23 protein-coding genes are annotated in these 25224 nt (G+C 65.7%); 15 read left to right on the forward strand and 8 right to left on the reverse strand.

From position 1 onward, the window contains the following. Positions 1-94: 94 nt before the first annotated feature. The gene (locus ACVMDN_RS13605; RefSeq protein ID WP_076826576.1) at positions 95-1009 is read right to left on the reverse strand and encodes a LysR family transcriptional regulator; all 915 of its coding nucleotides are present in this window, start codon (positions 1007-1009) and stop codon (positions 95-97) included. A gap of 121 nt (positions 1010-1130) precedes the next feature. Between ACVMDN_RS13605 and ACVMDN_RS13610 the strand changes: the two genes are divergently transcribed. From ACVMDN_RS13610 to ACVMDN_RS13650, 9 genes are all read left to right on the forward strand, one after another. After that, positions 1131-2627 carry a CoA-acylating methylmalonate-semialdehyde dehydrogenase gene (locus tag ACVMDN_RS13610; protein ID WP_057020030.1) on the forward strand — a complete coding sequence of 499 codons (1497 nt, stop codon included), beginning with the start codon at positions 1131-1133 and terminating at the stop codon, positions 2625-2627. 125 nt (positions 2628-2752) lie between these two features. Then, positions 2753-3898 carry an isobutyryl-CoA dehydrogenase gene (locus tag ACVMDN_RS13615; RefSeq protein WP_076826578.1) on the forward strand — a complete coding sequence of 382 codons (1146 nt, stop codon included), beginning with the start codon at positions 2753-2755 and terminating at the stop codon, positions 3896-3898. Continuing rightward, positions 3895-4977 carry an enoyl-CoA hydratase/isomerase family protein gene (locus ACVMDN_RS13620; RefSeq protein WP_057019763.1) on the forward strand — a complete coding sequence of 361 codons (1083 nt, stop codon included), beginning with the start codon at positions 3895-3897 and terminating at the stop codon, positions 4975-4977. Before ACVMDN_RS13615 ends, ACVMDN_RS13620 begins: the two co-directional genes overlap by 4 nt. Positions 4978-5002: 25 nt before the next feature. Continuing rightward, positions 5003-5890, forward strand: a complete 888-nt coding sequence (mmsB, locus tag ACVMDN_RS13625) for a 3-hydroxyisobutyrate dehydrogenase (RefSeq protein ID WP_076826580.1) — start codon at positions 5003-5005, stop codon at positions 5888-5890. Positions 5891-6020: 130 nt separating this feature from the next. Then, positions 6021-7745, forward strand: a complete 1725-nt coding sequence (locus tag ACVMDN_RS13630; protein WP_076826582.1) for an AMP-binding protein — start codon at positions 6021-6023, stop codon at positions 7743-7745. A 13-nt stretch (positions 7746-7758) separates the two neighbouring features. Further along, entirely contained in the window at positions 7759-8238 is a 480-nt protein-coding gene (locus ACVMDN_RS13635; protein ID WP_016846543.1) for a MaoC family dehydratase, read from the forward strand. A 192-nt stretch (positions 8239-8430) separates the two neighbouring features. Then, on the forward strand, positions 8431-8577 hold the full coding sequence (locus ACVMDN_RS13640; RefSeq protein ID WP_225159189.1) for a hypothetical protein: 147 nt from the start codon (positions 8431-8433) through the stop codon (positions 8575-8577). A 242-nt stretch (positions 8578-8819) separates the two neighbouring features. Beyond that, positions 8820-9737 (forward strand): SDR family NAD(P)-dependent oxidoreductase, encoded by a 918-nt coding sequence (locus ACVMDN_RS13645; protein ID WP_076826583.1) that lies wholly within the window; start codon positions 8820-8822, stop codon positions 9735-9737. Between the two features lie 2 nt (positions 9738-9739). After that, positions 9740-10960: a TIGR03862 family flavoprotein gene (locus ACVMDN_RS13650; protein WP_076826585.1), complete on the forward strand. Its 1221-nt coding sequence runs from the start codon at positions 9740-9742 to the stop codon at positions 10958-10960. A 98-nt stretch (positions 10961-11058) separates the two neighbouring features. Here the strand turns inward: ACVMDN_RS13650 and ACVMDN_RS13655 are convergent, their stop codons facing one another. Continuing rightward, positions 11059-12276 carry an MFS transporter gene (locus ACVMDN_RS13655; RefSeq protein WP_076826587.1) on the reverse strand — a complete coding sequence of 406 codons (1218 nt, stop codon included), beginning with the start codon at positions 12274-12276 and terminating at the stop codon, positions 11059-11061. Between the two features lie 93 nt (positions 12277-12369). On the opposite strand from ACVMDN_RS13655, the gene ACVMDN_RS13660 reads away from it, so the two are divergent. Further along, positions 12370-13272: a LysR family transcriptional regulator gene (locus ACVMDN_RS13660; protein WP_076826589.1), complete on the forward strand. Its 903-nt coding sequence runs from the start codon at positions 12370-12372 to the stop codon at positions 13270-13272. Positions 13273-13383: 111 nt separating this feature from the next. Here ACVMDN_RS13660 and ACVMDN_RS13665 read toward each other — a convergent pair whose 3' ends face one another. The 3 genes from ACVMDN_RS13665 to ACVMDN_RS13675 all read right to left on the reverse strand — a co-directional run bounded on the left by ACVMDN_RS13665 (position 13384) and on the right by ACVMDN_RS13675 (position 16913). Then, positions 13384-14463: a D-TA family PLP-dependent enzyme gene (locus ACVMDN_RS13665; protein ID WP_076826591.1), complete on the reverse strand. Its 1080-nt coding sequence runs from the start codon at positions 14461-14463 to the stop codon at positions 13384-13386. A 127-nt stretch (positions 14464-14590) separates the two neighbouring features. Then, on the reverse strand, positions 14591-16408 hold the full coding sequence (locus ACVMDN_RS13670; RefSeq protein WP_076826593.1) for an ABC-F family ATP-binding cassette domain-containing protein: 1818 nt from the start codon (positions 16406-16408) through the stop codon (positions 14591-14593). 4 nt (positions 16409-16412) lie between these two features. After that, complete coding sequence (locus tag ACVMDN_RS13675) at positions 16413-16913, reverse strand: YaiI/YqxD family protein (protein ID WP_076826595.1); 501 nt, start codon at positions 16911-16913, stop codon at positions 16413-16415. Between the two features lie 135 nt (positions 16914-17048). On the opposite strand from ACVMDN_RS13675, the gene ACVMDN_RS13680 reads away from it, so the two are divergent. Further along, positions 17049-17852, forward strand: a complete 804-nt coding sequence (locus tag ACVMDN_RS13680) for a hotdog family protein (RefSeq protein WP_076826597.1) — start codon at positions 17049-17051, stop codon at positions 17850-17852. Between the two features lie 167 nt (positions 17853-18019). Here ACVMDN_RS13680 and ACVMDN_RS13685 read toward each other — a convergent pair whose 3' ends face one another. Further along, entirely contained in the window at positions 18020-20392 is a 2373-nt protein-coding gene (locus tag ACVMDN_RS13685) for a xanthine dehydrogenase family protein molybdopterin-binding subunit (protein ID WP_076826598.1), read from the reverse strand. A 217-nt stretch (positions 20393-20609) separates the two neighbouring features. Between ACVMDN_RS13685 and ACVMDN_RS13690 the strand changes: the two genes are divergently transcribed. The 3 genes from ACVMDN_RS13690 (at position 20610) to ACVMDN_RS13700 (ending at position 23591) form a co-directional block, all read left to right on the forward strand. Then, positions 20610-21653: a Ppx/GppA phosphatase family protein gene (locus ACVMDN_RS13690; protein ID WP_083714947.1), complete on the forward strand. Its 1044-nt coding sequence runs from the start codon at positions 20610-20612 to the stop codon at positions 21651-21653. 166 nt (positions 21654-21819) lie between these two features. Next, complete coding sequence (locus tag ACVMDN_RS13695) at positions 21820-22521, forward strand: RlmE family RNA methyltransferase (RefSeq protein WP_076826602.1); 702 nt, start codon at positions 21820-21822, stop codon at positions 22519-22521. Positions 22522-22754: 233 nt separating this feature from the next. Beyond that, complete coding sequence (locus tag ACVMDN_RS13700; RefSeq protein ID WP_083714948.1) at positions 22755-23591, forward strand: Crp/Fnr family transcriptional regulator; 837 nt, start codon at positions 22755-22757, stop codon at positions 23589-23591. Between the two features lie 46 nt (positions 23592-23637). Here the strand turns inward: ACVMDN_RS13700 and ACVMDN_RS13705 are convergent, their stop codons facing one another. Together ACVMDN_RS13705 and ACVMDN_RS13710 are read right to left on the reverse strand one after the other, a co-directional pair. Next, entirely contained in the window at positions 23638-23835 is a 198-nt protein-coding gene (locus ACVMDN_RS13705) for a hypothetical protein (protein ID WP_076826605.1), read from the reverse strand. 117 nt (positions 23836-23952) lie between these two features. Next, positions 23953-24444 (reverse strand): phasin, encoded by a 492-nt coding sequence (locus tag ACVMDN_RS13710; RefSeq protein WP_253623945.1) that lies wholly within the window; start codon positions 24442-24444, stop codon positions 23953-23955. A gap of 423 nt (positions 24445-24867) precedes the next feature. On the opposite strand from ACVMDN_RS13710, the gene ACVMDN_RS13715 reads away from it, so the two are divergent. Further along, the gene (locus tag ACVMDN_RS13715; RefSeq protein ID WP_253623944.1) at positions 24868-25134 is read left to right on the forward strand and encodes a hypothetical protein; all 267 of its coding nucleotides are present in this window, start codon (positions 24868-24870) and stop codon (positions 25132-25134) included. Positions 25135-25224 lie beyond the last annotated feature (90 nt).

Here is a 25224-nt window from a genome sequence, read left to right on the forward strand (position 1 = left end):
GCCCGGAGCTTTCCGAGCCGTCAGACCGGGGCCGTGCATCCTTCGAGACGCGCTACGCGCTCCTCAGGATGACGGGAATAACACGGTGTCCGCCTCACACCCCGCTAAAAAGCGCGCGCTCGGCTTCCACGGTCTCGTAGATGTAGTCCGCCACCGCGCGGATGCGGGCGAGGTCCTTGCTGTCGGCGTGCATCAGCAGCCAGAAGGTGCGGGAGATCCGCACCTCGTCTGGCAGCACCGGCTGCAACTCGGGGTGGGCCGTTGCCATGAAGTGCGGCAGCACGGCGATGCCGAAGCCGGCGATGGTGGCGTTGAGCTGCGCGATCAGATTGGCGCTGCGGAATTTCGCCGAGATCTTCGGCGAGACCTGCGGCAGATAGTCGAGCTCCGGCGTGAACAGGAGCTCCTCGATGTAGCCGACGAAGCGGTGCCGCGGCAGGTCGGCGCGCGCAGCAATTGCCGGCGCCTGGGCGAGATAGGCGGGTGCGGCATAAAGCCCGAGCGTGTAGTCCAGGAGCTTGCGGCCGACGATGCGACCTTCGTTCGGCATGGTCAGGCTGATCGCGATGTCGGCCTCGCGCTTGGAGAGCGAGAACAGCCGCGCGGTGGCGACGAGCTGCAGATCGAGATCGGGATACCGCTTGGTGAACTTGACCAGCCGCGAGGCCAAAAAGTGGCTGCCGAAGCCGTCGGGCGCGCCGATCCGCACCGTGCCGGTGAGGTGGGCGCGCGAGCCGCCGACCGCCTCCTGGTTGGCGACGATGGTGGATTCCATCGCCTCCGCGCTGTCGGCGACGCGCTGGCCGGCCTCGGTCAGCAGATAGCCGGTCTTGCGCCGATCAAACAGTTTTGCGGAGAGGTGGCGCTCCAGCCGGTCGACACGGCGGATCACTGTGGCATGATCGACGCCGAGCTGCTTGGCGGCAGCCGAAACCGACCCGCCGCGCACGATGGCAAGCACGAAACGGAAGTCGTCCCAGTCGATTGTGCCGCCGCCTTGATCCAGCATTTCCGCACATCTATGGTGCAATTTATCGGACTTGAATCCCATAAAATGCAGGGTCAATAGGGATTGTAAAGCGATCCCGCCGCGAGGAGCGGCGATTCAGGTGCTTCAGGGAGGTTTTTCCATGCGCTCAATCGGACATTTCATCGGTGGCAAGGAGGTCAAGGGCACGTCGGGCCGCACGGCTGACGTCTTCGAGCCGATGACCGGCGAGGTCCAGGCCAAGGTGGCGCTGGCCTCCAAGGCCGAGCTCCGCGCCGCGGTCGAGAACGCCAAGGCCGCGCAGCCGGAATGGGCCGCCACCAACCCGCAGCGCCGCGCCCGCGTCATGATGCGGTTCCTCGAGCTGGTGCAGCGCGACTACGACAAGCTCGCCGAGCTGCTGGCGCGCGAGCACGGCAAGACCGTTCCCGACGCCAAGGGCGACATCCAGCGCGGCCTCGAGGTCGCCGAGTTTGCCTGCGGCATCCCGCATCTGATGAAGGGCGAATACACCGAGGGCGCCGGCCCCGGCATCGACATCTATTCGATGCGCCAGCCGCTCGGCGTGGTCGCCGGCATCACGCCGTTCAACTTCCCGGCGATGATCCCGATGTGGAAGTTCGCGCCGGCGATCGCCTGCGGCAACGCCTTCATCCTCAAGCCGTCGGAGCGCGATCCCGGCGTGCCGATGATGCTCGCCGAACTGATGATCGAGGCGGGCCTGCCGGCCGGCATCCTCAACGTCGTCAACGGCGACAAGGAGGCGGTCGACGCCATCCTCGACGATCCCGATATCAAGGCGATCGGCTTCGTCGGCTCGACTCCGATCGCGCAGTACATCTACGAGCGCGCCGCGCAGACCGGCAAGCGCTGCCAGTGCTTCGGCGGCGCCAAGAACCACGCCATCGTGATGCCGGATGCCGACATGGACCAGACGGTCGATGCGCTAATCGGCGCCGGCTACGGCTCCGCCGGTGAGCGCTGCATGGCCGTCTCGGTCGCGGTGCCGGTCGGCAAGACCACCGCCGACCGCCTGATGGAGAAGCTGATCCCGCGCGTCGAGTCGCTCAAGATCGGCACCTCGGTCGATCCGTCGGCCGATTACGGCCCGCTGGTGACCCGCGAGGCGGTCGAGAAGGTCAAGAGCTACATCGACATCGGCATCAAGGAAGGCGCGACGCTCGCGGTCGACGGCCGCGGCTTCAAGATGCAGGGCTACGAGAAGGGCTTCTATCTCGGCGGTTCGCTGTTCGACAACGTCACCAAGGACATGCGGATCTACAAGGAAGAGATCTTCGGCCCGGTGCTCTCGGTAGTGCGCGCCCACGACTATCACGAGGCGCTGGCGCTGCCGTCCGACCATGACTACGGCAACGGTGTCGCGATCTTCACCCGCGACGGCGACGCCGCGCGCGACTTCGCCGCCAAGGTCAATGTCGGCATGGTCGGCATCAACGTGCCGATCCCGGTGCCGATCGCCTATTACACCTTCGGCGGCTGGAAGAAGTCCGGCTTCGGCGACCTCAACCAGCACGGTCCGGACTCGATCCGCTTCTACACCAAGACCAAGACGGTGACCTCGCGCTGGCCGTCCGGCGTCAAGGAAGGCGCGGAGTTCTCGATCCCGACGATGAAGTGATTTCCGGGAACGTCATTGCGAGCGCAGCGAAGCAATCCATCTATCCCCCGCGTGGAAGAATGGATTGCTTCGTCGCTTCGCTCCTCGCAATGACGGTGGGGTAACCTTCAGGGCTAGGCGGCGAGATGCAGTTCGCTCTCAACGAGGACCAGATCGCGGTTCGCGACATGGCGCGGGCGTTTGCGGCGGAGAACATCGCGCCGCACGCGCTCGAATGGGACGAGACAAAGCACTTTCCAGTCGACGTGATGCGCGAGGCGGCAGGCCTCGGCATCGGCGGCATCTATATCAAGGACGATGTCGGCGGCTCGGCGATGACGCGGTTCGACGCGGCGCTGATCTTCGAGGCGCTGGCGACGGGGTGCCCGACCACGTCGGCCTTCATCTCGATCCACAACATGGCGTCCTGGATGATCGATGCCTACGGCAACGACATCCAGCGCCACACATGGCTGCCGAAGCTCTGCACCATGGAGCTGATCGCGAGCTACTGCCTGACCGAGCCGGGCGCCGGCTCCGACGCGGCCGCGCTGCGCACCCGCGCGGTGCGCGACGGCGATCATTACGTGCTCAACGGCCAGAAGCAGTTCATCTCCGGCGCCGGCAGCACCGACCTGCTGGTGGCGATGGTGCGCACCGGCGGCGAGGGTCCGGGCGGCGTCTCGACGCTGGTGATCGACGGCAAGACGCCGGGCGTGTCGTTCGGCAATAACGAGCGCAAGATGGGCTGGAATGCGCAGCCGACCCGCGCTGTCATGTTCGAGAACGCGCGCGTGCCGGTCGCGAACCGGCTCGGCGAGGAGGGCATCGGCTTCAAGATCGCGATGGCCGGGCTCGACGGCGGCCGGCTCAACATCGCGGCGTGCTCGCTCGGCGGCGCGCAGGCGGCGCTCGACAAGGCGTTGGCCTACATGAAGGACCGCAAGGCATTCGGCAAACGCCTCGACGAATTCCAGGCGCTGCAATTCAAGATCGCCGACATGGCGACCGAGCTGGAAGCCGCACGCACCTTCCTGTGGCGGGCGGCCGCCGCGCTCGACCGCAAGGATCCGGACGCTTCCATGCTGTGCGCGATGGCAAAACGGTTTGGCACCGATGTCGGCTTCGAGGTCGCCAACCATGCGCTGCAGCTGCATGGTGGCTACGGCTACCTCAGCGAATACGGCGTCGAGAAGATCGTGCGCGATCTGCGCGTGCACCAGATCCTCGAAGGCACCAATGAAATCATGCGGCTGATCGTGTCGCGCAAGTTGATCGAGGGCGCGCGATGAATGATGCGGCAGCAGCCGAGGGCGACCTGATCGCGCGCAAGGAAGGTTCTGCCGGCATTATCCGGCTCAACCGGCCGAAGGCGATCAATGCCGTGACGCTGGAGATGTTCCACGACATCGACAGGGCGCTCGATGCGTTCGAGGCCGATCCCGATGTCGCTGTCATCGTGCTGGAGGGCGCGGGCGAGCGTGGCCTGTGCGCCGGCGGCGACATCCGCGCGCTCTGGGAGAGCTCCAAGGTCAAGGGCGATCTCGGCAAGATCCTGTGGCGCGACGAATACATCCTCAACGCGCGGATCAAGAAGTTCCCAAAGCCCTATGTCGCCTTCATGGACGGCATCGTGATGGGCGGCGGCGTCGGGCTGTCGGCGCATAGCCGCCACCGCGTGGTGACGGAGCGGACCAAGCTCGCGATGCCCGAGGTCGGCCTCGGTTTCTTCCCCGATGTCGGCGGCACCTATCTGCTGTCGCGCTCGCCGGGTGAGATCGGTACCTATTTCGGGCTCACCGGCACCACCATGAACGGACCCGATGCGATCTACGCCAAATTCGCCGACGCCGTGGTGCCGAGCGCAAAGCTGCCGGCGCTGCGCGAGGCGCTGACCAAGGTTACGCCAGGTACGAGTTCGGCCGAGATTGATCGGCTGATCGGAGGCTTCGCCACTAGCGAGAGGGCTGGCCCTGTCGCCGCGATGCAGGCCAAAATCGACGGCTGGTTCGCACACGGCCGGATGGAGGACGTCGTCGCCGCGCTGACGGCCGACGGATCGGATATGGCGCATGCCACGCTAAAGACGCTCAGTGAGAAGTCGCCGCGCGGCATGGTGGTGACGCTGAAACTGCTGCGGCTGGCGCGCGCGACCGCGACGCTGGAAGAGTGCCTGAAGCGCGAATATCGCGCCGCGCTCGAGGTGTTCGCCAGCGACGATTTCCGCGAGGGCGTGCGCGCAGCCGTCATCGACAAGGATCGCAATCCGACATGGTCGCCGGCCGGGATCGAACAGGTGACGCCGGAGATGCTCACGCCTTACTTCGCCGAGATCGGCGCTGACGAATTGAAATTTCCCGACAGCAAATAGAAACGTCGCAAGCGGAGGACTTCCCATGGCAAACGTCGCATTCATCGGGCTCGGCAATATGGGCGGGCCGATGGCCGCCAATCTGGTCAAGGCCGGCCACAAGGTGACCGCGTTCGATCTGGTCGCAGCGTCTCGCGATCAGGCCAGGAGTGATGGCGCCGCGATCGCCGAGAGCAGCGTTGCTGCGGTGAAGGGCGCCGATGTCGTCATCACCATGCTGCCGGCCGGCAAGCACGTGCTCGGTGTCTGGAACGAGGTGCTGCCCGCGATGGCCAACGGCGCGCTGATCATCGACTGCTCGACCATCGACGTCGAAAGCGCAAAGCAGGCGCATGTGCTGGCTGCCAAGCACGGCATGGCCTCGGTCGACGCGCCGGTCTCCGGCGGCACCGGTGGCGCCAAGGGCGCGACGCTGACCTTCATGTGCGGCGGCGAGCCGAAGGCATTCGCGGCGGCCCAGCCGATGTTGGCAAACATGGGCAAGAAGATCGTGCATTGCGGCGCGGGCGGTGCAGGGCAGGCAGCCAAGATCTGCAATAATATGATCCTCGGTATTTCCATGATCGCGGTCGGCGAGGCTTTCGTGCTCGCCGAAAAGCTCGGCCTGTCGCACCAGGCGCTGTTCGACGTCGCCTCGACCTCGTCGGGACAGTGCTGGTCGCTGACGACCTATTGCCCGGTTCCCGGCCCGGTGCCGACGTCGCCGGCCAACAACGATTACAAGCCGGGTTTTGCTTCGAACCTGATGGTCAAGGACCTGACCCTGGCGCAGGACGCCGCCAATGCCGCCGGCGCGGTCACGCCGCTCGGCAAGCACGCGCAGGAGATCTATAAGACCTTCGACGCGTCGGGCCACGGCGGGGTCGACTTTTCCGGAATTATCCAGCACGTTAGGGCCCTTGCCCCGAAGTAAATCGCCGTCATCCTGAGGTGCGAGCGGAGCGAGCCTCGAAGGATGCGAAAACGGTGCCTGTAGCCATCCTTCGAGACGCCGTGCTTCGCGCGGCTCCTCAGGATGACGTCAGAATACGTGGTGAAGCCGGATGACCACATTTCAGGACGCTCGCGCCTTTCTGCTCAAGCACCGCACCGACTACGACGCCGCGGTGAAGGGATTTCGCTGGCCCGATCCGGTGCCGTTCAACTGGGCGCTCGATTGGTTCGATGCCGAACTGGCGCGAAATCTTGACAGCCGCGACCGGCCGGCGCTGTGGATCGTCGATGCCGCCAGCGGCAACGAGACCAAGCTGTCCTTCGCCGAGCTGTCGCGCCGCTCAAACCAGGTTGTAAATTTCCTGCGCGCGCAGGGGCTGAAGCGCGGCGATCATCTGTTGCTGCTGCTCGGCAATGTCGTGCCGCTGTGGGAGACCATGCTGGCGGCGATGAAGCTCGGCGTCGTCGTGATCCCCGCCACCACGCTCTTGACCGCGGATGAATTGCGCGACCGGCTCGACCGCGGCAAGGCGAGGGCGGTGGTCGCCACGCAGGATCAGGTCGCGAAGTTCGCGGGCCTCGGCAGCGACAAGCTCGCCCGCATCGTGGTCGGCGCGACGCAGGCGCAGGACGGCTGGCTGCCGTTCGAGGATTCTGCCAAGCAGTCCGATGCATTCGCGCCCGATGGCCCTACCAAGGCCGACGACCCGATGCTGCTTTATTTCACCTCGGGCACCACGGCAAAGCCGAAGCTGGTGCGGCACAGCCAGCGCAGCTACCCGGTCGGCCATCTCTCGACCATGTACTGGATCGGTCTGCAGCCCGGCGACATCCATCTCAATATCTCCTCGCCCGGCTGGGCCAAGCATGCCTGGAGCTGCTTCTTCGCGCCGTGGAACGCGGGAGCGACGATCTTTATTGCGAATCAGCCACGCTTCGAGGCGAAGGGACTGCTCTCGATCATCGGCCGCTGCGGCGTGACCACGCTTTGCGCGCCGCCCACGGTGTGGCGGTTGTTCATCCAGGAAGAGCTCGCGAGCTTCAAGGTCTCGCTGCGCGAGGTCTGCGGCGCTGGCGAACCGCTCAATCCGGAGATCATCGACCAGGTCAAATCGGCCTGGGGGCTGACCATCCGCGACGGCTACGGCCAGACCGAGACCACGGCGCTGGCCGGCAACTCGCCGGGGCAGAAGGTGAAGGTCGGCTCGATGGGCCGGCCGCTACCGGGCTATCGCGTGCAGGTGACCGACAATGACGGCCACGCCGCGAAGGAAGGCGAGGTGACCTTGCTGCTCGGCGCAGACCGGCCGGCGGGCCTGATGCAGGGCTATCAGGGCGACGACGGCAAGCTGATCGGCACCGACGGCGAGATCTATCGCAGCGGCGACGTCGTGTTCACCGATGACGAGGGTTATCTGACCTTCGTTGGCCGCACCGACGACGTGTTCAAATCCTCCGACTACCGGATCTCGCCGTTCGAGCTGGAGAGCGTGCTGCTGGAGCATGACGCGGTGGCCGAAGCCGCCGTGGTGCCGAGCCCGGACCCGATCCGGCTGGCGGTCCCGAAGGCCTATGTGCTGCTGGTATCAGGCGTCGAACGAACGCCGGAGACCGCGCTGTCGATCTTCAAACATTTGCACACGCGGCTCGCACCGTTTAAACGCATTCGCAAGATCGAGCTGGTCACCGAACTGCCGAAGACGATTTCTGGAAAAATCCGTCGCGTGCAGTTGCGCCGGCTCGAACACGACGATGTCAGAAGCGATGCGTTGCGCGGGGTCGAGTTCCGCGAGGAAGAATTTCCGGAGCTGCAGAAGGTGCGGACCTCCGGTTAGCAGAGGTTAGCCAATGAACGAAGTCTGGAAGAAGCCGCCGGTGTCGCTGGAAACCTACCAGGGCATGGTCGGCAAGGAGATCGGCGTGTCCTCGTGGCACCTGCTCGATCAGGGCCGCATCGACACCTATGCCGACGTGATCGAGGATCACCAGTTCATCCATGTCGATCCCGAGCGCGCCAGGAAGGAGACCGCCTTCGGCACCACGATCGCGCATGGCTTCCTGACGATGTCGCTGATGTCGATCATGTCCTACGAGGTGATGCCGGTGCTCGAGGGCACCGCGATGGGCGTCAATTACGGCTTCGACAAGCTGCGCTTCATCTCGCCGGTGCGCTCCGGAAAACGCGTCCGCGGCCGCTTCGTGCTGGCCGAAGCCACGCTGCGCAAGCCGAAGGAGTTGTTGTCGCGCACCAACGTCACGGTCGAGATCGAGGGCGAGGAAAAGCCCGCGCTGGTCGCCGACTGGCTCGGCCTGATCTATTTCAGCTGAGGATCACAAGACACGGTTGTGTTGCAACCGCGAAGGGTTGTGCACCTCTCCCGCAAGCGGGGAGGTGCAGCGAGCCACCTCAATCTGTTTTTCAGGCGGTGCGCTGCTCTGGCCCATGTAGCGCATTGACGGCTGTGTTCCCCGGTGTCCATGATGCCCGCTTTAGGCGGTGCGGTCCCGGGAGTGGCAGCCATGGTGCAAAACATCGTCGCCGGAATTGTCGTAGTCGCTTTGATTGTGATCGGTGCGATTAGCTACGCTCAAGAGCATCACGAGTGCTGGAGCGGGCATCTGCTCAAAAGCCTGAAACCCTGCGGGTCGATGACCCCTTCGGTCTAGCGCGCCGGGCTTGACCCGGCCATCCATCGCTGCTCAAAAGTCTCCAACCTTTTCATGCCGCTCGGGCACTAACCCTCTCCCCTTGTGGGAGAGGGCGGCGAAATCGAGCGGAGCGAGATGAAGCCGGGTGAGGGGTCTCTCTCCGCGTGCTCATCCGTGGAGAGAACCCCTCATCCGGCGCGCTCGCGCGCGCCACCTTCTCCCACAAGGGGAGCAGGGAAGTCAGAGCAGGAATGACAAGCATGGCAATCAGGTTTGACGGACGCGTCGCTATCGTCACCGGCGCGGGCAATGGTCTCGGACGGGCGCATGCGCTGGGGCTCGCCAGCCGCGGCGCCAAGGTGGTGGTCAACGATTTCGGCGGCGCGCGCGACGGCACCGGTGGGTCGCTGTCGCCGGCCGAGACCGTGGTCGAGGAGATCCGGAAAGCCGGCGGCACCGCGATGGCCGACGGCGCCGACGTCTCGAACTTCGAGCAGGTCACCGCGATGGTCGAGCGCGCCACCAAGGAGTGGGGCAGCGTCGATCTGTTGTGCGCCAATGCCGGCATCCTGCGCGACAAGTCGTTCGCCAAGCTCGAGGTCGCCGACTGGGCCAAGGTGCTCGACGTGCATCTCACCGGCACCTACTACTGCTGCAAGGCGGTGTGGGCCGGCATGCGCGAGCGCAACTACGGCCGCATCGTGCTGACGACCTCGTCGTCCGGCCTGTTCGGCAATTTCGGCCAGGCCAATTACGGCGCGGCGAAGGCCGGGATGGTCGGCCTGATGAACGTGCTCGCCGAAGAGGGCCGCAAGAACAACATCAAGGTCAACACCATCTCGCCGACGGCTGCGACCCGCATGACCGAGGAACTGCTGCCGCCGCAGGCGCTGGCGCTGATGAAGCCGGAAGCGATCACGCCCGCGGTCGAATTCCTGCTCTCGGAGGACGCACCGACCCGCACCATCATGGGCGCCGGCGCCGGCTCGTTTGCCGTGATCCGCGTGCTGGAGACCGAAGGCGTCAACCTGCCGCAGTCGGAATGGACGCCGGACGGCGTCGCCGCGCACTTCAACGCGATCAGCGACATGTCGACCGCGAAGGCGCTGCAGGGCGCGTTCGAGCAGACGCAGAAGTATGTCGCCCAGGCCGCCGCGCGGGCCGGGATCAAGCTCTGAGCATGAGCGTCGCCGTCATCGGAGCCGGACCTGCCGGCCTGATGGCGGCGGAGGTGTTCGCGCAAGGTGGCGCACAGGTCACCGTCTACGACGCGATGCCGTCGGCCGGCCGCAAGTTTCTGATGGCCGGCCGTGGCGGGCTCAATCTCACCCACTCCGAGCCGCTGCCGGATTTCCTTGCGCGCTATCGCGAGGCGATGCCGCATCTGAAGGCTGCGGTCGAGGCTTTTCCGCCTGAAGCACTGCGCGTCTGGAGCGAGGCGCTGGGGCAGCCGACATTCGTCGGCAGCAGCGGCCGCGTATTCCCTGAGGCGTTCAAGGCGTCGCCCCTGCTGCGTGCCTGGCTGCGGCGGCTCGATGCCGCCGGCGTTGCGTTCGCATTCCGGCATCGCTGGATCGGATGGGACGCGCGCGGGGGATTGCTGTTCGAGACGCCGGACGGCCAGCGCACAGTCAAGGCCGATGCGACCGTGCTGGCACTCGGCGGCGCGAGCTGGCCGCGGCTCGGCTCGGACGGCACCTGGGCGGAGATCCTCGCCGCAAAGGGCGTTGCCATGGCGCCGATCAAGCCAGCCAATTCCGGCTTCACGGTTGCCTGGTCGAATATCTTCTGCGACCGGTTCGAGGGCCAGCCGCTCAAGGGCGTCGCGCTCACGATTGGTCCGCATACGGTGCGCGGCGAAGCGATCGTCACCCGCGCCGGCATCGAGGGCGGCGCCATCTATGCGCTGTCGGCGGAATTGCGCGAGGCGGTGCTCGCGAAGGGAACGGCGACACTGACGGTGGCGTTGCGGCCCGATGCCGCGCGCCACGAACTGGTCGCGCGTCTGTCGGCGCCGAAGGGCAAGCAATCCCTTTCCAATTTCCTGCGCAAGGCCGCGCAGCTCTCGCCGGTCGGCATCGGGCTGTTGCAGGAGGCGGCCGTCGCCGTCGGCCGTTCGCTGGCCGCGCTGCCGCCGGCCGAATTGGCCGAACTGATCAATGCGGTGCCGATCCGGATCACCGGCGTGGCACCGATCGCACGCGCGATCTCGAGCGCTGGCGGCATCAGGTTCGACGAACTCGACGCGCATTTCATGCTGCGGCGGCTGCCCGGCGTTTTCGCGGCCGGCGAGATGCTCGATTGGGAGGCGCCGACCGGCGGCTATCTGTTGCAGGCGTCGTTTGCAACAGGCGTCGCCGCTGGGAAGGGCGTGTTACGATGGCTCGTGCAGAAATCGTAGCTCTGTAGGATGGGTAGAGCGAAGCGAAACCCATCAACTTTTTTCCCAGCGGAAGCATGATGGGTTTCGCTGCGCTCTACCCATCCTACGGGATAGGCTCATTCCGAGCCGGTCTTCGTGGCGAGGTCGGTGATGAATCCAAGCACACCGAACGCCGCAGCCACCGCACACACCGCGGTCCAACCACCAAAGTTCCACGCCGCGGATGCCGCTGCCGCGCCCACCGCGCCGCCGATGAAGAACAGCGCCACGAACAGGCCGTTGATGCGGCCGCGCGCTTCGGGGCGCAGCAGGTTGACGGCGCGGCGGCCTAGCGTCTGGTCGGTGGTGATGCCGAGATCGAGCAGGATGGTGCCGAGGCTCAGCGCGACGAGTGCTGCAATCCGCGACTCCAGTACGCCGGCCCAAGCGCACAGCGCGAGCGATGCGGATATCAGCAGATGCGAGCCGATCAGCATCGGCCGTGCCAGGCCACGGTCGCCCCAGCGGCCGGCCAGCGGCGTCGCGACGGCGCCGGCAACGCCGATCAGTGCGAACAGTGCGATGCCCTTGGCGTCGAGCTTGAACGGCGCGTCCGGCAGGCGTAGCGCCACGGCGGCCCAGAACGCGGTGAACGAGGCCATCACCAGCGCCGCGGTCCAGGACCGGACGCGCAGCACCGGCTCCTCGCGCAGCAGTGTCGGGAACGAACGCAGCAGCGCGCCGTAGCTGACCTTCGCCGCCGGCTGTAGCGTCGGCAGGGTGCGCGCCAGTGCTGCGGCGAGCACCGTCATCAGCACGGCCGAGGTGACATAGTAGCCGCGCCAGTTCCAGCTGTCCGCGATCAGGCTCGCCATCGGCCGCGACAGCAGGATGCCGATCATCAGGCCGCTCATCACATCGCCGATCGCCTGTCCCCGGCGCTCCGGCGGCACCATCGACGCAACCAGCGGCACCACCATCTGGATCGCGGCGCACGACGCGCCGAGGATGAAGGTGGCGGCCAGCAGGATCAGCGGCGTCGGCGCCATCGCGGTGCCGATCGCCGCGACGATAGCGCAGGCCAGCGTCCGCAGGATCAGCCGCTTGTTCTCGACGAGGTCGACCAGCGGCACCAGCAGCAGCAGCCCGAGCGCGTAGCCCAGCAGGGTCAACGTCGAGATCAGGCCGGCCTCTAGCGTGGTCATGCCGAGCGAGCGGCCCATCAGACCGACGAGGATCTGCGGCGCAAAGAGATTGGTGACGACGGTGCCGGTCGTGATGGCGCCGATCCAGATCAGCGGACGCACGGCGACGGTGCGCGCCGGGGAGAGTTTGGTAGCTTCGGAGATGGTCATGGGACCTCGCGATGGAGTGGCGAGGCCCCCTTTAGGGGATCGGGATAATATGCTACAATTCAAATAAGATGATGAAGAATATGCGAGATTATTATGAACACCCATGACCTCGTGGCGTTCGTCGCCGTGGTCGAGACCGGATCGATCGTCGCGGCCTCGGCGCGGCTGAACCTGACCCAGCCCGGCGTGACGCGGCGGATCCAGAATCTCGAGGAGATGCTCGGCGCGCAGCTGCTCGACCGGCTATCGAAGCCGCTGAAGCCGACGGCGGCGGGAATCGAAGCCTATGAGCAGGGCCGCCGGCTGCTGCGCATGCTCGACGACCTCAAGTCAGGCGTCGCCAATGACGGCGTGGTGCGCGGCGAGTTCAGGCTCGGCCTGACACCGTTTTTGTCGGAGGCCGGGCTGACCGGACCGCTCGATGCGGTGCGCGGCGAATTTCCGGCGCTGGCGGTGCGCGTCGTCTCCGGCTGGTCGCCCAACCACATGGAGCGGGTCAGCCGCAACGAGCTCGATGCCGCTGCAATCTGTTTGCCTGACGGCACCGCGCCGCCCGACGATCTCGTGGCCGACGATCTCGGCGCGCAGCCGGTGGTGTTCGTCGTCGCGCGCGACACGAAGACGCCGAAGTCGGTCGATCTCGAATGGCTGTCGCGGACCGGATGGGTGATCAACCAGGACGGCTGCGGCTTTCGCCAGACGCTGAAGCGTCAATTCGATGCGGCGCATCTGCCGTTCAACATCGCGGTCGAGGCGCTCGACAGCGAGCTGCGGCTGTCGCTGGTGGCGCGCGGGCTCGGCATCGGCCTCGTGACGCCGGTGGCGCTGAAACGAAGCCCGATCCGTAGCCGGCTCAAGGCCGTGAAGATCGCGGATTTCAATCCCGCAGTCCGCGCCTGGATCGTGCATCGCCCGCCGGCCGGCCGCCTGGCGCGGCCGATCGAGGTGTTTCGCGCGGCGCTGGACCGCGAGCTGCAGGCGCTGATGCGGGAATAAATGCGGAGTTCGTAGGATGGGTAGAGCGAAGCGAAACCCATCAACTTCGATCCGCAGTGACATGATGGGTTTCGCTACGCTCTAGCCATCCTACAAGGTCTGTGTATGCGGCTACCGCAGCTTGCCCCGCGCCGTCACCGGCAGCGCACCGATGATCTCGTCACCGCGCACCATCACGACCTCGTCCATCATGTTGACGACGACGCAGACGTGATTGGGCACGATCCGCACCACGTCGCCGACATTGGGACGGGTGTTGCTGCGGGAGAGATCGAGGAAGCCGTGCTCCTCGGCGAAGCGCGCGATCCTGGCCTCGGGATGTTCGAGGATCAGGCCGTGGCCTTCGAGGCCGCCGGTGTCCGAGGTCAGCGTCTTGGAGCCGGCATCGAGGATGCCGCGCTCGGGGCCGGCGCGGCTGACGACGGTGGAATAGATGTGCAGCGCGCAATCGTCCCAGGTCGCGACGCCGGCCGCGACCTGCATGCGGTCGTTGTAGATGTAGGTACCGAAGCGATGCTCGGTGCCGCCCTTCAGCTTGCCGAGATTCTTCAGGTTCGGCGTGCCGCCGGTGGAGACGATGGTCGCGTCGAGGCCATGGGCGCGCACGCCGGCTAGCGCCTCGTCATAGAATTTCTGCGCATCGGCCCAGCCGGTCTCGGTCGGATACAGCATGAAGCCCGCGAAGCTGAGGCCCTTGGAGGCTGCGATCTCGCGCGCCAGCGCGATCGCCTCGGCCGGGGTCTCGACGCCGGCGCGCTTGCGGCCGGTGTCGCATTCGACCACGACCGAGAGCGGGCGGCCGGAGGCGGCGGCGGCCTTCGGCAGGTCGCCGACGACGACGGAATTGTCGGCTGCGACGGTGACGTTGGCCTTTGCTTGCAGCGCGCCGAGCCGCGCCATCTTCTCGTCGCCGAGCAGATTGTAGCTGATCAGGATGTTGTCGATGCCGGCGTCCGCCATGATCTCGGCCTCGCCGAGCTTCTGGCAGGTGATGCCTTTGGCGCCGGCCTTGATCTGCAGCTGCGCCAGCATCGGGTTCTTGTGCGTCTTGATGTGCGGACGGTTGGCGACGCCGGCCTCGTCGCAGGCCTTCTGGATGCGCGCGATGTTGCGCTCCACCCGGTCCATGTCGATCACGGCGCAGGGCGTGCCGTATTCCTTGGCGATCTTGGCGGCGAGGGGCGTCGTCATCGGGGTGGCTCCATTGCAGAGTTTCCGTCATTGCGAGTGGAGCGAAGCAATCCATCTGTCCGCGTTTGCAGATGCATGGATTGCTTCGTCGCTCCGCTCCTCGCAATGACGGCAAGAATCATTGTGTTCATGCCTGCTCGATCTCTTCGCGCAGCACCTCTAACTCGAGCCAGCGGTCCTCGGCGGCAGCGAGCTCTTGCTGCGCCTTTGCGATCGCGGCCGAGGCGGCGTCGAATGTCTTGCGATCCTTCGTATAGAGATCGGGATCGTCGAGCAGCTTCTGCTGCTTGGCGATCTCGTTGTGCAGCTTGTCGATGGTCTTCGGCAAGGTTTCCAGCGCGTGTTTCTCGTTGAAGCTCAGCCGGCGCCGCGGTGCTGCCTCGGGCGCCGCGGCCCTGGCTTCCTTCTTCTCTTCGGTCGCGGTATCCGCCTTCACCGTCTCGCGCTTCACGTCGGCGCCGCGCTGCGTCAGCATGTCGGAATAGCCGCCGGCATATTCGATCCAGCGGCCCTGGCCCTCGGGCACGATCACCGAGGTCACGACGCGGTCGAGGAAGTCGCGGTCGTGGCTGATCAGGATCACCGTGCCTTCGTAATCGCCGAGCATGTCCTCGAGCACGTCGAGGGTTTCGAGATCGAGGTCGTTGGTCGGCTCGTCCAGGATCAAAAGGTTCGACGGCTTGGCCAGCGCGCGCGCCAGCATCAGGCGGCCGCGCTCGCCGCCGGAGAGCGCTTCCAGCGGCGTGCCGCGCTGCTCCTGCGCGAACAGGAAGTCCTTCATGTAGCCGATGACGTGCTTCGACTTGTCGCCGACCATGACGTGATCGCCGCGGCCGCCGGTGAGCGCCTCGGCCAGCGTCAGCTTCGGGTCGAGGCTCTCGCGGTGCTGGTCGAGGGTTGCCATCTCGATATTGGCCCCGAGTCGCACCGAACCGGACTCGGGCGGATCGTTGCCGATCAACAAATGCACCAATGTGGTCTTGCCGGCGCCGTTCGGGCCGACGATACCGAGCCGGTCGCCGCGCTGGATCCGAGTCGAGAAGCCGTCGACGATCCTGCGCTCGCCGAACGCTTTCGCGATGTTCTTGGCTTCGATCACCAGGCGGCCGGACTTTTCGGCTTCGGCGGCGGCGAGCGTTGCATTGCCGGTGGCGCCGCGATAGTTGCGGCGCTGGTCTCGCAGCGCAAAGAGATTGCCGAGCCGCTTGACGTTGCGCTTGCGGCGGCCGGAGACGCCGTAGCGCAGCCAGTGCTCCTCGTTGACGATCTTGCGGTCGAGCTTGTGCTGCTCGCGCTCTTCCTCGGCCAGCACCTCGTCGCGCCACGCCTCGAAGGCGCCGAAGCCGCGCTCGATCTGCCGGATCTGGCCGCGGTCGAGCCAGGCCGTGGTGCGCGACAAATTGGTGAGGAAGCGGCGGTCATGGCTGATCAGCACCAGCGCGCAGCGCCGGCTATCCAGTTCGCCCTCGAGCCATTCGATGGTCGGCAGGTCGAGATGGTTGGTCGGCTCGTCAAGCAGCAGGATATCGGGCGAGGGCGCCAGCACCCGGGCCAGCGCCGCACGGCGCGCCTCACCGCCGGAGACATGCGCCGGATCTTCCTCGCCGCTGAGGCCGAGCTGTTCGAGCAGATAGCGCGCCTGGTAGTGGTCGTCGCCGGGGCCGAGGCCGGCCTCGACATAGGCGAGCGTCGTCTTGTGGTCGCCGAAGTCCGGCTCTTGCGGCAGATAGCGGATGGTGGCGCCCGGCTGCACGAAACGGCTGCCCGCGTCCGGCTCGACCAGGCCGGCGGCGATGCGCAGCAGCGTCGACTTGCCGGAGCCGTTGCGGCCGATCAGGCAGACGCGCTCGCCCGCGGAGACCGACAGCTCGACGCCGGTGAGCAGCGGCGTGCCGCCGAAGGTCAGGCTGATGTCCTTGAGCTGGATGAGAGGGGGAGGAGCCATCGCGCTAACCCTGCTGGCTCGCCTGCGCCTGCTCGGCGCGGCGGCGCTGGATACGGCGGATGGTCTGGTCGAGCGTCGACAGGAAGGTCGAGCGGTCGCGCGGCGAATATGATTTCGGCCCGCCGGTGATCTCGCCCGACGAGCGCAGATCGGTCATCAGGTTGCGCACCGCGAGCGTCATGCCGATTGACTGCTCCGTGAACGGCTTGCCGTTCGGCGCGATCACGTCGGCGCCGGCCTTGACGCAGCGGCTCGCCAGCGGGATGTCCGCCGTGATCACGATGTCGCTCTCACGCGCGCGTTCCGCGATCCAGTCGTCGGCCGCATCCATGCCGGAACCGGCAGCGATGCGCTCGATCAGCGGATCCTGCGGCACGCGGATGAAATTGCCCGCGACCACGCTGACGGGCACGCCGTGCCGGATCGCGACGCGATAGATCTCGTCCTTCACCGGGCAGGCGTCGGCGTCGACATAGATGCGGGTGGGAGCAGGGGTTTCAGTCATCGATTCCAGGGTTGGCAGGCGCGGCCTGCGTGTACTCCATCGGGCGGAAAATAGCGAGCAAAACGAGAGGCTTGTCACGCTGCCCGGTTCGACTACGATTGCCTGAGAAAAACAACGGAAATAAGGGGAAACCCCATGGATTCGAAGACGGCTTCGCTGACCTACTGCGTCTCGGCGTACAACACCTCGAAACTGTCGGAGAACAAGATCCACGACGACACGGTGGCGCGAAAGTTCGGCTTTTCCGGCGGGCTGGTGCCCGGCGTCGACGTGATGGCCTACATGATGCACCTGCCGGTCGAGAAATGGGGCCGCGACTTCCTCGCGCGCGGCCTGATCGAGGCGCGCTTCGTCAAGCCGGTCTATGACGGCGAGATCGCGGAATTGACCGGACAGGAGACCGGCAATGGGCTGACGATCGAGCTCCACAGCCGCGGCGAGCTCTGCGCCACCGGCACCGCGTCGCTGCCGGCCTCCGCGCCGAAATTCGTGCTCGATGACTACAAGCAGGTCGCCGCGGTCTCCGAGCGCAAGCCGGTCAGCGCCTCGTCCTATGAAGAGGGCAAGTGGCTCGGCACCATCCCGCGCGACTGGTCGGGCGATGCCGCGAAGGAGTATCTCGCCGATATCAGGGAGACCGACCCGATCTACCTGCGCGAAGGTCTCGGCCATCCCGGCCTGCTGCCGCGGGTGATGAACAAGGTCCTGGTCGACAATGCGATCCTCGGGCCCTGGATCCATGTCGGCACCCGCATGCAGTTGCTGTCGGCGGGCAAGATCGGCGACGAGCTGACCGCGCGCGCCAAGGTGACGGGCAATTACGACAAGAAGGGCCACCGCTTCGTCGAGCTCGACGCGCTGGTGCTCGGCAATGGCACCCCGCTCGCGCATTGCTGGCATATCGCGATCACCCAGCCGCGCGAGCAGGCCGCGGCGTAACTTTCCACCTCTCCCCGTTCTTCACGGGGAGAGGTCGGATCGCATCGCAGATGCGATCCGGGTGAGGGGCAAGGCACAATTCCAGTTACAACGACCTTGCTCGCCGGATGGAGTCCCTCACCCCAGCCCTCTCCCCGCAAGAGCGGGGCGAGGGAGCAGGAGAGCCCTTATGCCGCGCTCGCCTTGGCGTCCTGGATCGCGCGCCAGACGCGTTCGGGCGTCAGCGGCATGTTGATGTGCTTGATGCCGTACTCCGACAGCGCGTCGACCACGGCGTTGACGATGCAGACGAGGCTGCCGGCGCAGCCGGCCTCGCCGCAGCCCTTGGTGCCGAGCGGGTTGGATTTCGCCGGCGAGGGATGATCGCCGACCAGCATCGACGGCACGTCGCCGGCGCGCGGCAGCGCGTAGTCCATGAACGAGCCGGTGATCGGCTGGCCTGATGCGTCGTAGCTGACTTCCTCCATCAGCGCCTGGCCGATGCCCTGCGCGACGCCGCCGTGCAGCTGGCCCGCGACGATCATCGGATTGACCACGACGCCGAAATCGTTGACCGCCGAGTAGCGCACGATCCGCGTCACGCCGGTGTCGGGATCGATCTCGACCTCGGCGACGTGGCAGCCGTTCGGGAACGTCGACGCCGTCTCCTTGGTGGCGTGATCGACGTCGAGCGTGTCCGGCGTGCCTTCCGGCATCTTGCCGGCGCGCATCCGCTCGGCGAGCTCCATGATGCCGATCGAGCGGTCGGTGCCGGCGATGGTGAAGCGGCCGGCGCCGAATTCGATGTCGGCCTCGGAGGCCTCCAGCATGTGCGCGGCCGCCTTCTTGCCCTTCTCGACGACGAGCGCCGAGGCCTCGACGATCGCTTGCCCCGTTGCGGTGATCGAGCGCGAGCCGCCGGTGCCGTTGCCGAAGCGCACCAGATCGCTGTCACCCTGTTCGAGGGTGATCTTCTCGAAGGGCACCCCGAGCTGGTCGGACAGTACCTGCGCGAACGGCGTGGCGTGGCCCTGGCCGTAATCCAGCGTGCCGGTGGTGAGCTTCACCGAGCCATCGGGCTCGAAGCTGATCTTGCCGAGCTCGCCGCTCGGCGGCGCGGTGACCTCGAGATAGGAGCCGACGGCGATGCCGCGCAGCTTGCCGCTCTTCTTGCTTTCCTTCTTGCGCTTGGCGAAGTTGTCGTAGTCGGAGATCTCCAGCGCCTTCTGGAACACGCCGGCGAAATCGCCGCTGTCGTAGGTGACGCCGGACGCCGCCGGGAACGGCAGCTGCGACGGCTTGATGAAGTTGCGCTTGCGCAGCGTGAAGCGGTTGATGCCCATCTCGTCGGCGGCCGCATCGATCAGCCGCTCCATGTAGTAATTGGCCTCGGGCCGGCCGGCGCCGCGATAGGCGCCCATCAGCGTGGTGTTGGTCAGGACCGTCTTGATGTCGACGCCGAGCAGCGGCGTGCGATAGACGCTGGCGAGGTTCTTGCCGGTGTTGAGCGACAGCGGGCCCGGCGCGACGCCGGTGATGTAGGCGCCGAGATTGCCGTAGCCGGACAGCCGCACCGCGAGGAACTTGCCGTCGGCATCGAGCGCGAGCTCGGCGTGGATCAGCTGCGCACGGCCCTGGCTGTCGGAGAGGAAGCTGGTCGAGCGCTCATCCAGCCACTTCACCGGGCGGCCGAGCTCACGCGCCGCATGCGCGATGCAGGTGTATTCGGGATAGTTGAGATTCTTCATCCCGAACGAGCCGCCGACATTGCCGGTGAGGATGCGGACCTTGTCGGCGGGCACGTTGAGCAGGCGCGCCAGGATCGCCTTGTTGCCGGAGACGCCCTGGGTCGGCACCTGCAGCGTAAAGCGTTCGGTTTTCTTGTCGTAATGCGCGAGGGCGACGCGCGGCTCCATCGAGACCACGGCGACGCGGGTGTTGACGATCTCGAGCTTGGTGACGTGCGCCGCGCCGGCGAACGCCGCCTCGATCTTGGCGGTGTCGCCATAGTGATAGTCGAGCGCGACGTTATCGGGGATGTCGTCGTAGAGCTGCGGCGCGCCGGGCCTGGCGGCTTCAGCTGCGTCGGTCACCGCGGGCAGCGGCTCGATATCGACCTCGACGGCCTCGGCGGCATCGCGCGCCTGCGCCGCGGTCTCCGCCACCACGAAGGCGACGGGATCGCCGACGAAGCGCACCTTGTCGGTCACCAGCGCGGGACGGTTGGTCTGCTTGAGCGGGGAGCCGTCACGGTTCTTCAGCGGCAGGCCGCAGGTGAAGGGGTTGTAGCCGGCGGCCGCAAGGTCGGCGCCGGTCCAGACCCCGAGCACGCCCGGCATCGCCTTGGCGGCCGCCGTCTCGATGCCCTTGATGATTCCATGGGCATGCGAGGAGCGAACCATCCAGCAATAGGCCTGGCCGGGCAGCGAGAAATCGTCGGTGTATTTGCCCTTGCCGCGCACCAGGGTGTCGTCCTCCTTTCGTCGAACAGGCTGTCCGACACCGTATTTTTGCAGTGCGATAGCGTTTTCGAGGGAGGCAGGCGGCGTGTGATCTTGCATCGAAAATGACCTGAAATGCCCGGATTTGCTGGAGTTTGGGGGCGCTGAGGAGATAACGCACACCCCCCTTAACGACAACGCCCGATTGGGCATGGACCCAATGTGAACGGAGTTTGCGTAGGGCTTTGACGCTGCTAAAGTTTCCGTGAACGATAATTATTCGGCGGGCCTAAAGGATCCTACGGATCCCCTGGGGTCCCGTGGAAAGACAGTTTTGATGAACGACCATGTGCGGCTTTGCGACGGCCCTCCGGCCAGCGAAGCCCCGCCAGGGTTGGTTGCGGCAGCGGCGGAAAGTGGCGTCTACGCCGCGCTTGACCTTGGCACCAACAATTGCCGGCTGTTGATCGCCTGTCCCACCGGCGACGGGTTCCGCGTGGTCGATTCATTCTCGCGGATCATCAGGCTCGGCGAGGGCATCGCCGCCACGGGCTCGATCAGCGAGGCCGCGATTGAGCGGGCGATTGCCGCACTGGCCATCTGCAGCGACAAGATTCGCTATCGCAAGGCGCGCCGGCTCCGCCTGATCGCCACCGAGGCCTGCCGCGCCGCCGGCAATGCCGAGAGCTTCCGCGCGCGGGTGGCGGCCGAGACCGGCATCAAGCTCGAGGTGATCGATCGTGAGACCGAGGCGACGCTCGCGGTGATCGGCTGCTCGCCGCTGCTCGATCCGAAGGGGCGGGGCGCCATCCTGTTCGATATCGGCGGCGGCTCGACCGAGCTGGTGCGGATCGAGCGCGACCCCAACGCGCCCGACGTAGCGCCACGCATCAAGGCGTGGATGTCGATCCCGCTCGGCGTCGTCACGCTGGCCGAACATTTCGGCGGCAAGAACGTCACCAGGGATCTGTATGCGCGAATGATCGATGAGGTCGCGCGGCACGTCGCGCCGTTCGCGGCCGAGCACGGCAAGGATCTGCGCGACATGCACATGCTCGGCACCTCAGGCACCGTGACCACGCTCGCCGGCGTGTTCCTCAATCTGTCGCGCTACGACCGCCGCCGCATCGACGGCATCTGGATGAACGATTGCGACGTCACCGCGACGATCCAGAAGCTGCTCGGCATGAGCTATGAGGCGCGCGTCAACAACAACTGCATCAGCGTCGAGCGCGCCGATCTGGTGCTCGCCGGCTGCGCGATCCTCGATGCGATCCGCAACGCGTTCCCGATGCCGCGGCTCCGCGTTGCCGATCGCGGCCTGCGCGAAGGCATGCTGGTCGAGATGATGCGCGAGGACGGCGCGCTGCGGGCGTGCTAAAGCTTCCCTTGCCTCGCCCCGCTTGCGGGGAGAGGCCGGATTGCATGTTAATGCAATCCGGGTGAGGGGAACTCTCCACGAGCGCATCTCTCATCTTCATTGCGGAAACATTCCCTCACCCAAACCCTCTCCCCGCAAGAGCGGGGCGAGGGAGTAGAGAAGCAGTATGGCGAAAGACACCACCGGGCGGCTGCACGTCACGGTCAAGAGCGGCGGCAAGCGCAAGCTTTCGTCAAAACTCTGGCTCGAGCGCCAGCTCAACGATCCCTATGTCGCCAAGGCCAAGGCGATGGGCTACCGCTCCCGCGCAGCTTTCAAGCTGCTCGAGATCGACGACAAATACCGTCTGCTCAAGCCGGGCATGACCGTGGTCGACCTCGGCGCGGCGCCCGGCGGCTGGAGCCAGATTGCGGCCAAGCGGACCGGTGCTGTCGACGGCAAGGGCAAGGTGGTCGCGATCGATCTGCTGGAGATGGGCGAGATTCCCGGCGTCACCTTCGCGCAGCTCGACTTCCTCGACCACGACGCGCCGGAAAAACTGATCGCGATGATGGGCGGCCGCGCTGACATTGTGATGTCCGACATGGCCGCCAACACCACCGGCCATCGCAAGACCGATCAGCTCCGCATCATCGGCCTGGTCGAGACCGCCGCGCATTTCGCCGGCGAAGTGCTCAATCCCGGCGGCACGTTCCTGGCAAAGGTGTTCCAGAGCGGCGCCGACGCCGAGCTGGTGGCGCAGCTGAAGCGCGATTTCGCCACCGTCCGCCACGTCAAGCCGTCCGCCAGCCGGCAGGATTCGTCGGAGCGCTATGTGCTGGCGACGGGATTTCGCGGGCAGCAACAGCCGTCATCGCGCGGGACGTAGCGACGACGCGTTCGCCGAAGCCTCCGCGAAGGCAATCCAGATCCCTCATAGGGCCCGGCCGGAGCGCTGCCCGGTACGCGAGCGCGTCGCGAGCTGACCTGAATCCATTGGAACTCTTCCCGTTACGGCGTATTCTATCTTCCCGGCGCGGTCAGTTCGTTGCGTATTTCGGCCTGGCGCCACGGCAGGTTTGTGCAGCGAGCCGCGCCTCCGTCTTGCGGAGCTCTTCCGTGATGGAACGCAGGTCGAGCATAGGTAATCGCCTTCTGGCGGCCTTGCCGCCCGCCGACCTTGATTTGCTTGCGCCTCATCTCCGCAAGATATCGCTCGAACGCGACGCCGTGCTGGTGCGGTCGGGCGACCTCGTCGAACAGATCTATTTTCCCTGCACGGCATTGATCGCGTTCGTTATGGACATGCCGAACGGACAGGCCGTTGCGACGACAATGATCGGCAATGAGGGCGCCGCCGGCATCCTGTCGACACTCAGGTCGATACGCTCGCCGATGACCGCGGTGGTTCGCGTCGCGGGCACGACGTGGCAGATTTCGCCGGCACGATTTCACGCCGCGCTCGCGCACAGTCACGCACTTGGCAGCGCGGTGCAGCTCCATATGCGGTCGCTGCTGGTTCAGTTCCAGCATATCGCGGCGTGCAATGCGCTCCATTCCGTGGAGGCCCGCCTGGCCCGGTGGTTGTTGCAGGTTCACGATCAGATCGGCGACGACACGCTGCCGCTGACGCAGGAGACGCTGTCGGAATTGCTGGGCGTGCGACGAACGACCGTGACCCACGTCGTGCACAAGCTTCGCGCCTCGGGCGCAATCCGCTCCAACCGGCGGAGCTCGATCGAGGTCGACAGGCCGCGGCTCGAAACCGCGGCCTGTGAATGCTACGAGATCATGCGCGGCAGGATCGACCGCATCATATCTGCGGAAGGGATGAGGTCGTCCGGTCACGGCGCGCCGCCACATGGACCTCGGCGTTCGCACGCCGGACCGTGGACCAATGGCGACAAGGTTCATGCACATACGCGCGGCGCGGGTGCTGAGCGATCACGAAGCCATTGAATAAGGATTGAATAAGGATTGAATAAGGATTACGCAAGCGCGGATGTCAGGACGCCTTGCGCAATTCGTGCTCGGGTTCGTGCACCCACGCGTCCCTGGCGAACCATTCGTGATTGGTCCGACAGCTCGTGCAATAGCTGCGCGAAAAGAACACGGTGCTGCACCGGAACGTCTCACGGTCGGATTTCATGCCGGTATTGATCGCACGTCCCGTCCGCGGGCATTTGATCATGATGACGCCCACCTTGGTCCTCCTCCAATGTCAGGAATTGCTGGTCCCGCGCACCGTCGGCTGGACCGTGCCTCTTCTGACGGAGACGCTTGGTCCAGCCGGCCTGGGAGCGGGGGGGGGGGCGGCTCCTCAGGAAGGTGTTTTCAAGGCCTTGGCAAAGCTCTTCTTGATCGGCTCGGAGGTCTCGGTCGCGACTTTCTTCGCGATCTCCCAGAGCTCCCTGTTCTGCGCGGTCGTCGCTTCGAAATTTTTGCGGCCGTGATCGGCCGAAAGCTGGATGACTTCCGACAGCGACCTGGTGCCGGCGAGTTCGGATATGAAAGCGAGGGCCGAACTGGCGTTGGAATGCGAGATCTCGATCACCTTGGCTGCGTAATCCGCAGCGCCCTTGGCGTTGACCGCATATGCCTCCTTGAGCAAGACGGAGATTTCCTCCGAGGCTTCCTTGACCTTCTCGAACTGTTCCCGGGCGCGTGTCGCATTTTGTTCGGCGATGCCCTGAAAGGCCTGGGGCAGCGCGAACAGGGGCACGCTGAAGCCGCCGGCTTTCGGATTGTCGCTCACTTCATTCGTCTGGACGTCACTCACTGGCTCTGATCCTTTCAAGGGAAACAAAATCAAGGAAAATCCGCGCCTCGCGGTGCACGGACGCTGGGGAAGCGCAGCTGGAGTGCTCCCTTCCATTTGGTTTTTTTGCTGATGCCGGGTCACCGCGTGCCCGCTTGAGCAGGACTATGCAGGATCGGAGGTGCAGCTTCCGTTCGCTTTCTGACTCTCGCGGAGATTTTTTTCCGGAACGAAGCGGCCGTCGTATCGTGGCATCGTGGGGAGTTAAGCCACCGATCGCGGCGGTGGCGCAGCCGGCGCAGCTGGACATTCCGACCGCTTGCCTTAGGAGGGTGGGTAGTCGGGTGTCATCCCGATCTGAAGGCGCGCAGCACGACATTTAGGCGCGACTGCTTGGAACCTCGGTGCGTAGCTGGAGTCGACTCTTTTGCTCCCGGCCAATGCCCCCCAAGCCCACCGGGAGAAAACCCCCACGGGTTGGCGGCCTTGGTGCAGCGTCAGTTTCGCGCACTGGGGCCGTTTCTTGCAGGACTGGAAAATCGGGCGACGCAAGCGCATATTTCCCAGATGGCGACCATTGTTCACTGCAATTGCGGCGCCGAGTACAGACGCACCGAAGAGAAGTTCTTGGTGCCGCATACGGGTGATGCGATCTGCACGGTCTGCGGAGCTGCGCTGGAATCGTGGCTGGAAGCGACCCACGTTCCCACATACGAACTAATCGAACGTCCGGATCGAGGATAGCCAGGCGGAATGACCGGCCACCCCTGATGGGCCTGGTCGTGACCTGACGGCGACTCGCGGTGTCCGTGCCTCGGAAACGGCTAGTTCGAT

Source organism: Bradyrhizobium sp. USDA 4510 (assembly GCF_054059095.1).

Bases quoted from the DNA above. Each gene is read 5' to 3' on its own strand.
- ACVMDN_RS13685 (WP_076826598.1), bottom strand. From the start codon at position 20,392: ATGCAAGATCACACGCCGCCTGCCTCCCTCGAAAACGCTATCGCACTG.
- ACVMDN_RS13630 (WP_076826582.1), top strand. From the start codon at position 6,021: ATGACCACATTTCAGGACGCTCGCGCCTTTCTGCTCAAGCACCGCACC.
- ACVMDN_RS13690 (WP_083714947.1), top strand. From the start codon at position 20,610: ATGAACGACCATGTGCGGCTTTGCGACGGCCCTCCGGCCAGCGAAGCC.
- ACVMDN_RS13620 (WP_057019763.1), top strand. From the start codon at position 3,895: ATGAATGATGCGGCAGCAGCCGAGGGCGACCTGATCGCGCGCAAGGAA.
- mmsB (WP_076826580.1), top strand. From the start codon at position 5,003: ATGGCAAACGTCGCATTCATCGGGCTCGGCAATATGGGCGGGCCGATG.
- ACVMDN_RS13650 (WP_076826585.1), top strand. From the start codon at position 9,740: ATGAGCGTCGCCGTCATCGGAGCCGGACCTGCCGGCCTGATGGCGGCG.
- ACVMDN_RS13695 (WP_076826602.1), top strand. From the start codon at position 21,820: ATGGCGAAAGACACCACCGGGCGGCTGCACGTCACGGTCAAGAGCGGC.
- ACVMDN_RS13660 (WP_076826589.1), top strand. From the start codon at position 12,370: ATGAACACCCATGACCTCGTGGCGTTCGTCGCCGTGGTCGAGACCGGA.
- ACVMDN_RS13655 (WP_076826587.1), bottom strand. From the start codon at position 12,276: ATGACCATCTCCGAAGCTACCAAACTCTCCCCGGCGCGCACCGTCGCC.
- ACVMDN_RS13605 (WP_076826576.1), bottom strand. From the start codon at position 1,009: ATGCTGGATCAAGGCGGCGGCACAATCGACTGGGACGACTTCCGTTTC.
- ACVMDN_RS13675 (WP_076826595.1), bottom strand. From the start codon at position 16,913: ATGACTGAAACCCCTGCTCCCACCCGCATCTATGTCGACGCCGACGCC.
- ACVMDN_RS13665 (WP_076826591.1), bottom strand. From the start codon at position 14,463: ATGACGACGCCCCTCGCCGCCAAGATCGCCAAGGAATACGGCACGCCC.
- ACVMDN_RS13615 (WP_076826578.1), top strand. From the start codon at position 2,753: ATGCAGTTCGCTCTCAACGAGGACCAGATCGCGGTTCGCGACATGGCG.
- ACVMDN_RS13610 (WP_057020030.1), top strand. From the start codon at position 1,131: ATGCGCTCAATCGGACATTTCATCGGTGGCAAGGAGGTCAAGGGCACG.
- ACVMDN_RS13670 (WP_076826593.1), bottom strand. From the start codon at position 16,408: ATGGCTCCTCCCCCTCTCATCCAGCTCAAGGACATCAGCCTGACCTTC.
- ACVMDN_RS13700 (WP_083714948.1), top strand. From the start codon at position 22,755: ATGGAACGCAGGTCGAGCATAGGTAATCGCCTTCTGGCGGCCTTGCCG.
- ACVMDN_RS13640 (WP_225159189.1), top strand. From the start codon at position 8,431: ATGGTGCAAAACATCGTCGCCGGAATTGTCGTAGTCGCTTTGATTGTG.
- ACVMDN_RS13635 (WP_016846543.1), top strand. From the start codon at position 7,759: ATGAACGAAGTCTGGAAGAAGCCGCCGGTGTCGCTGGAAACCTACCAG.
- ACVMDN_RS13680 (WP_076826597.1), top strand. From the start codon at position 17,049: ATGGATTCGAAGACGGCTTCGCTGACCTACTGCGTCTCGGCGTACAAC.
- ACVMDN_RS13645 (WP_076826583.1), top strand. From the start codon at position 8,820: ATGGCAATCAGGTTTGACGGACGCGTCGCTATCGTCACCGGCGCGGGC.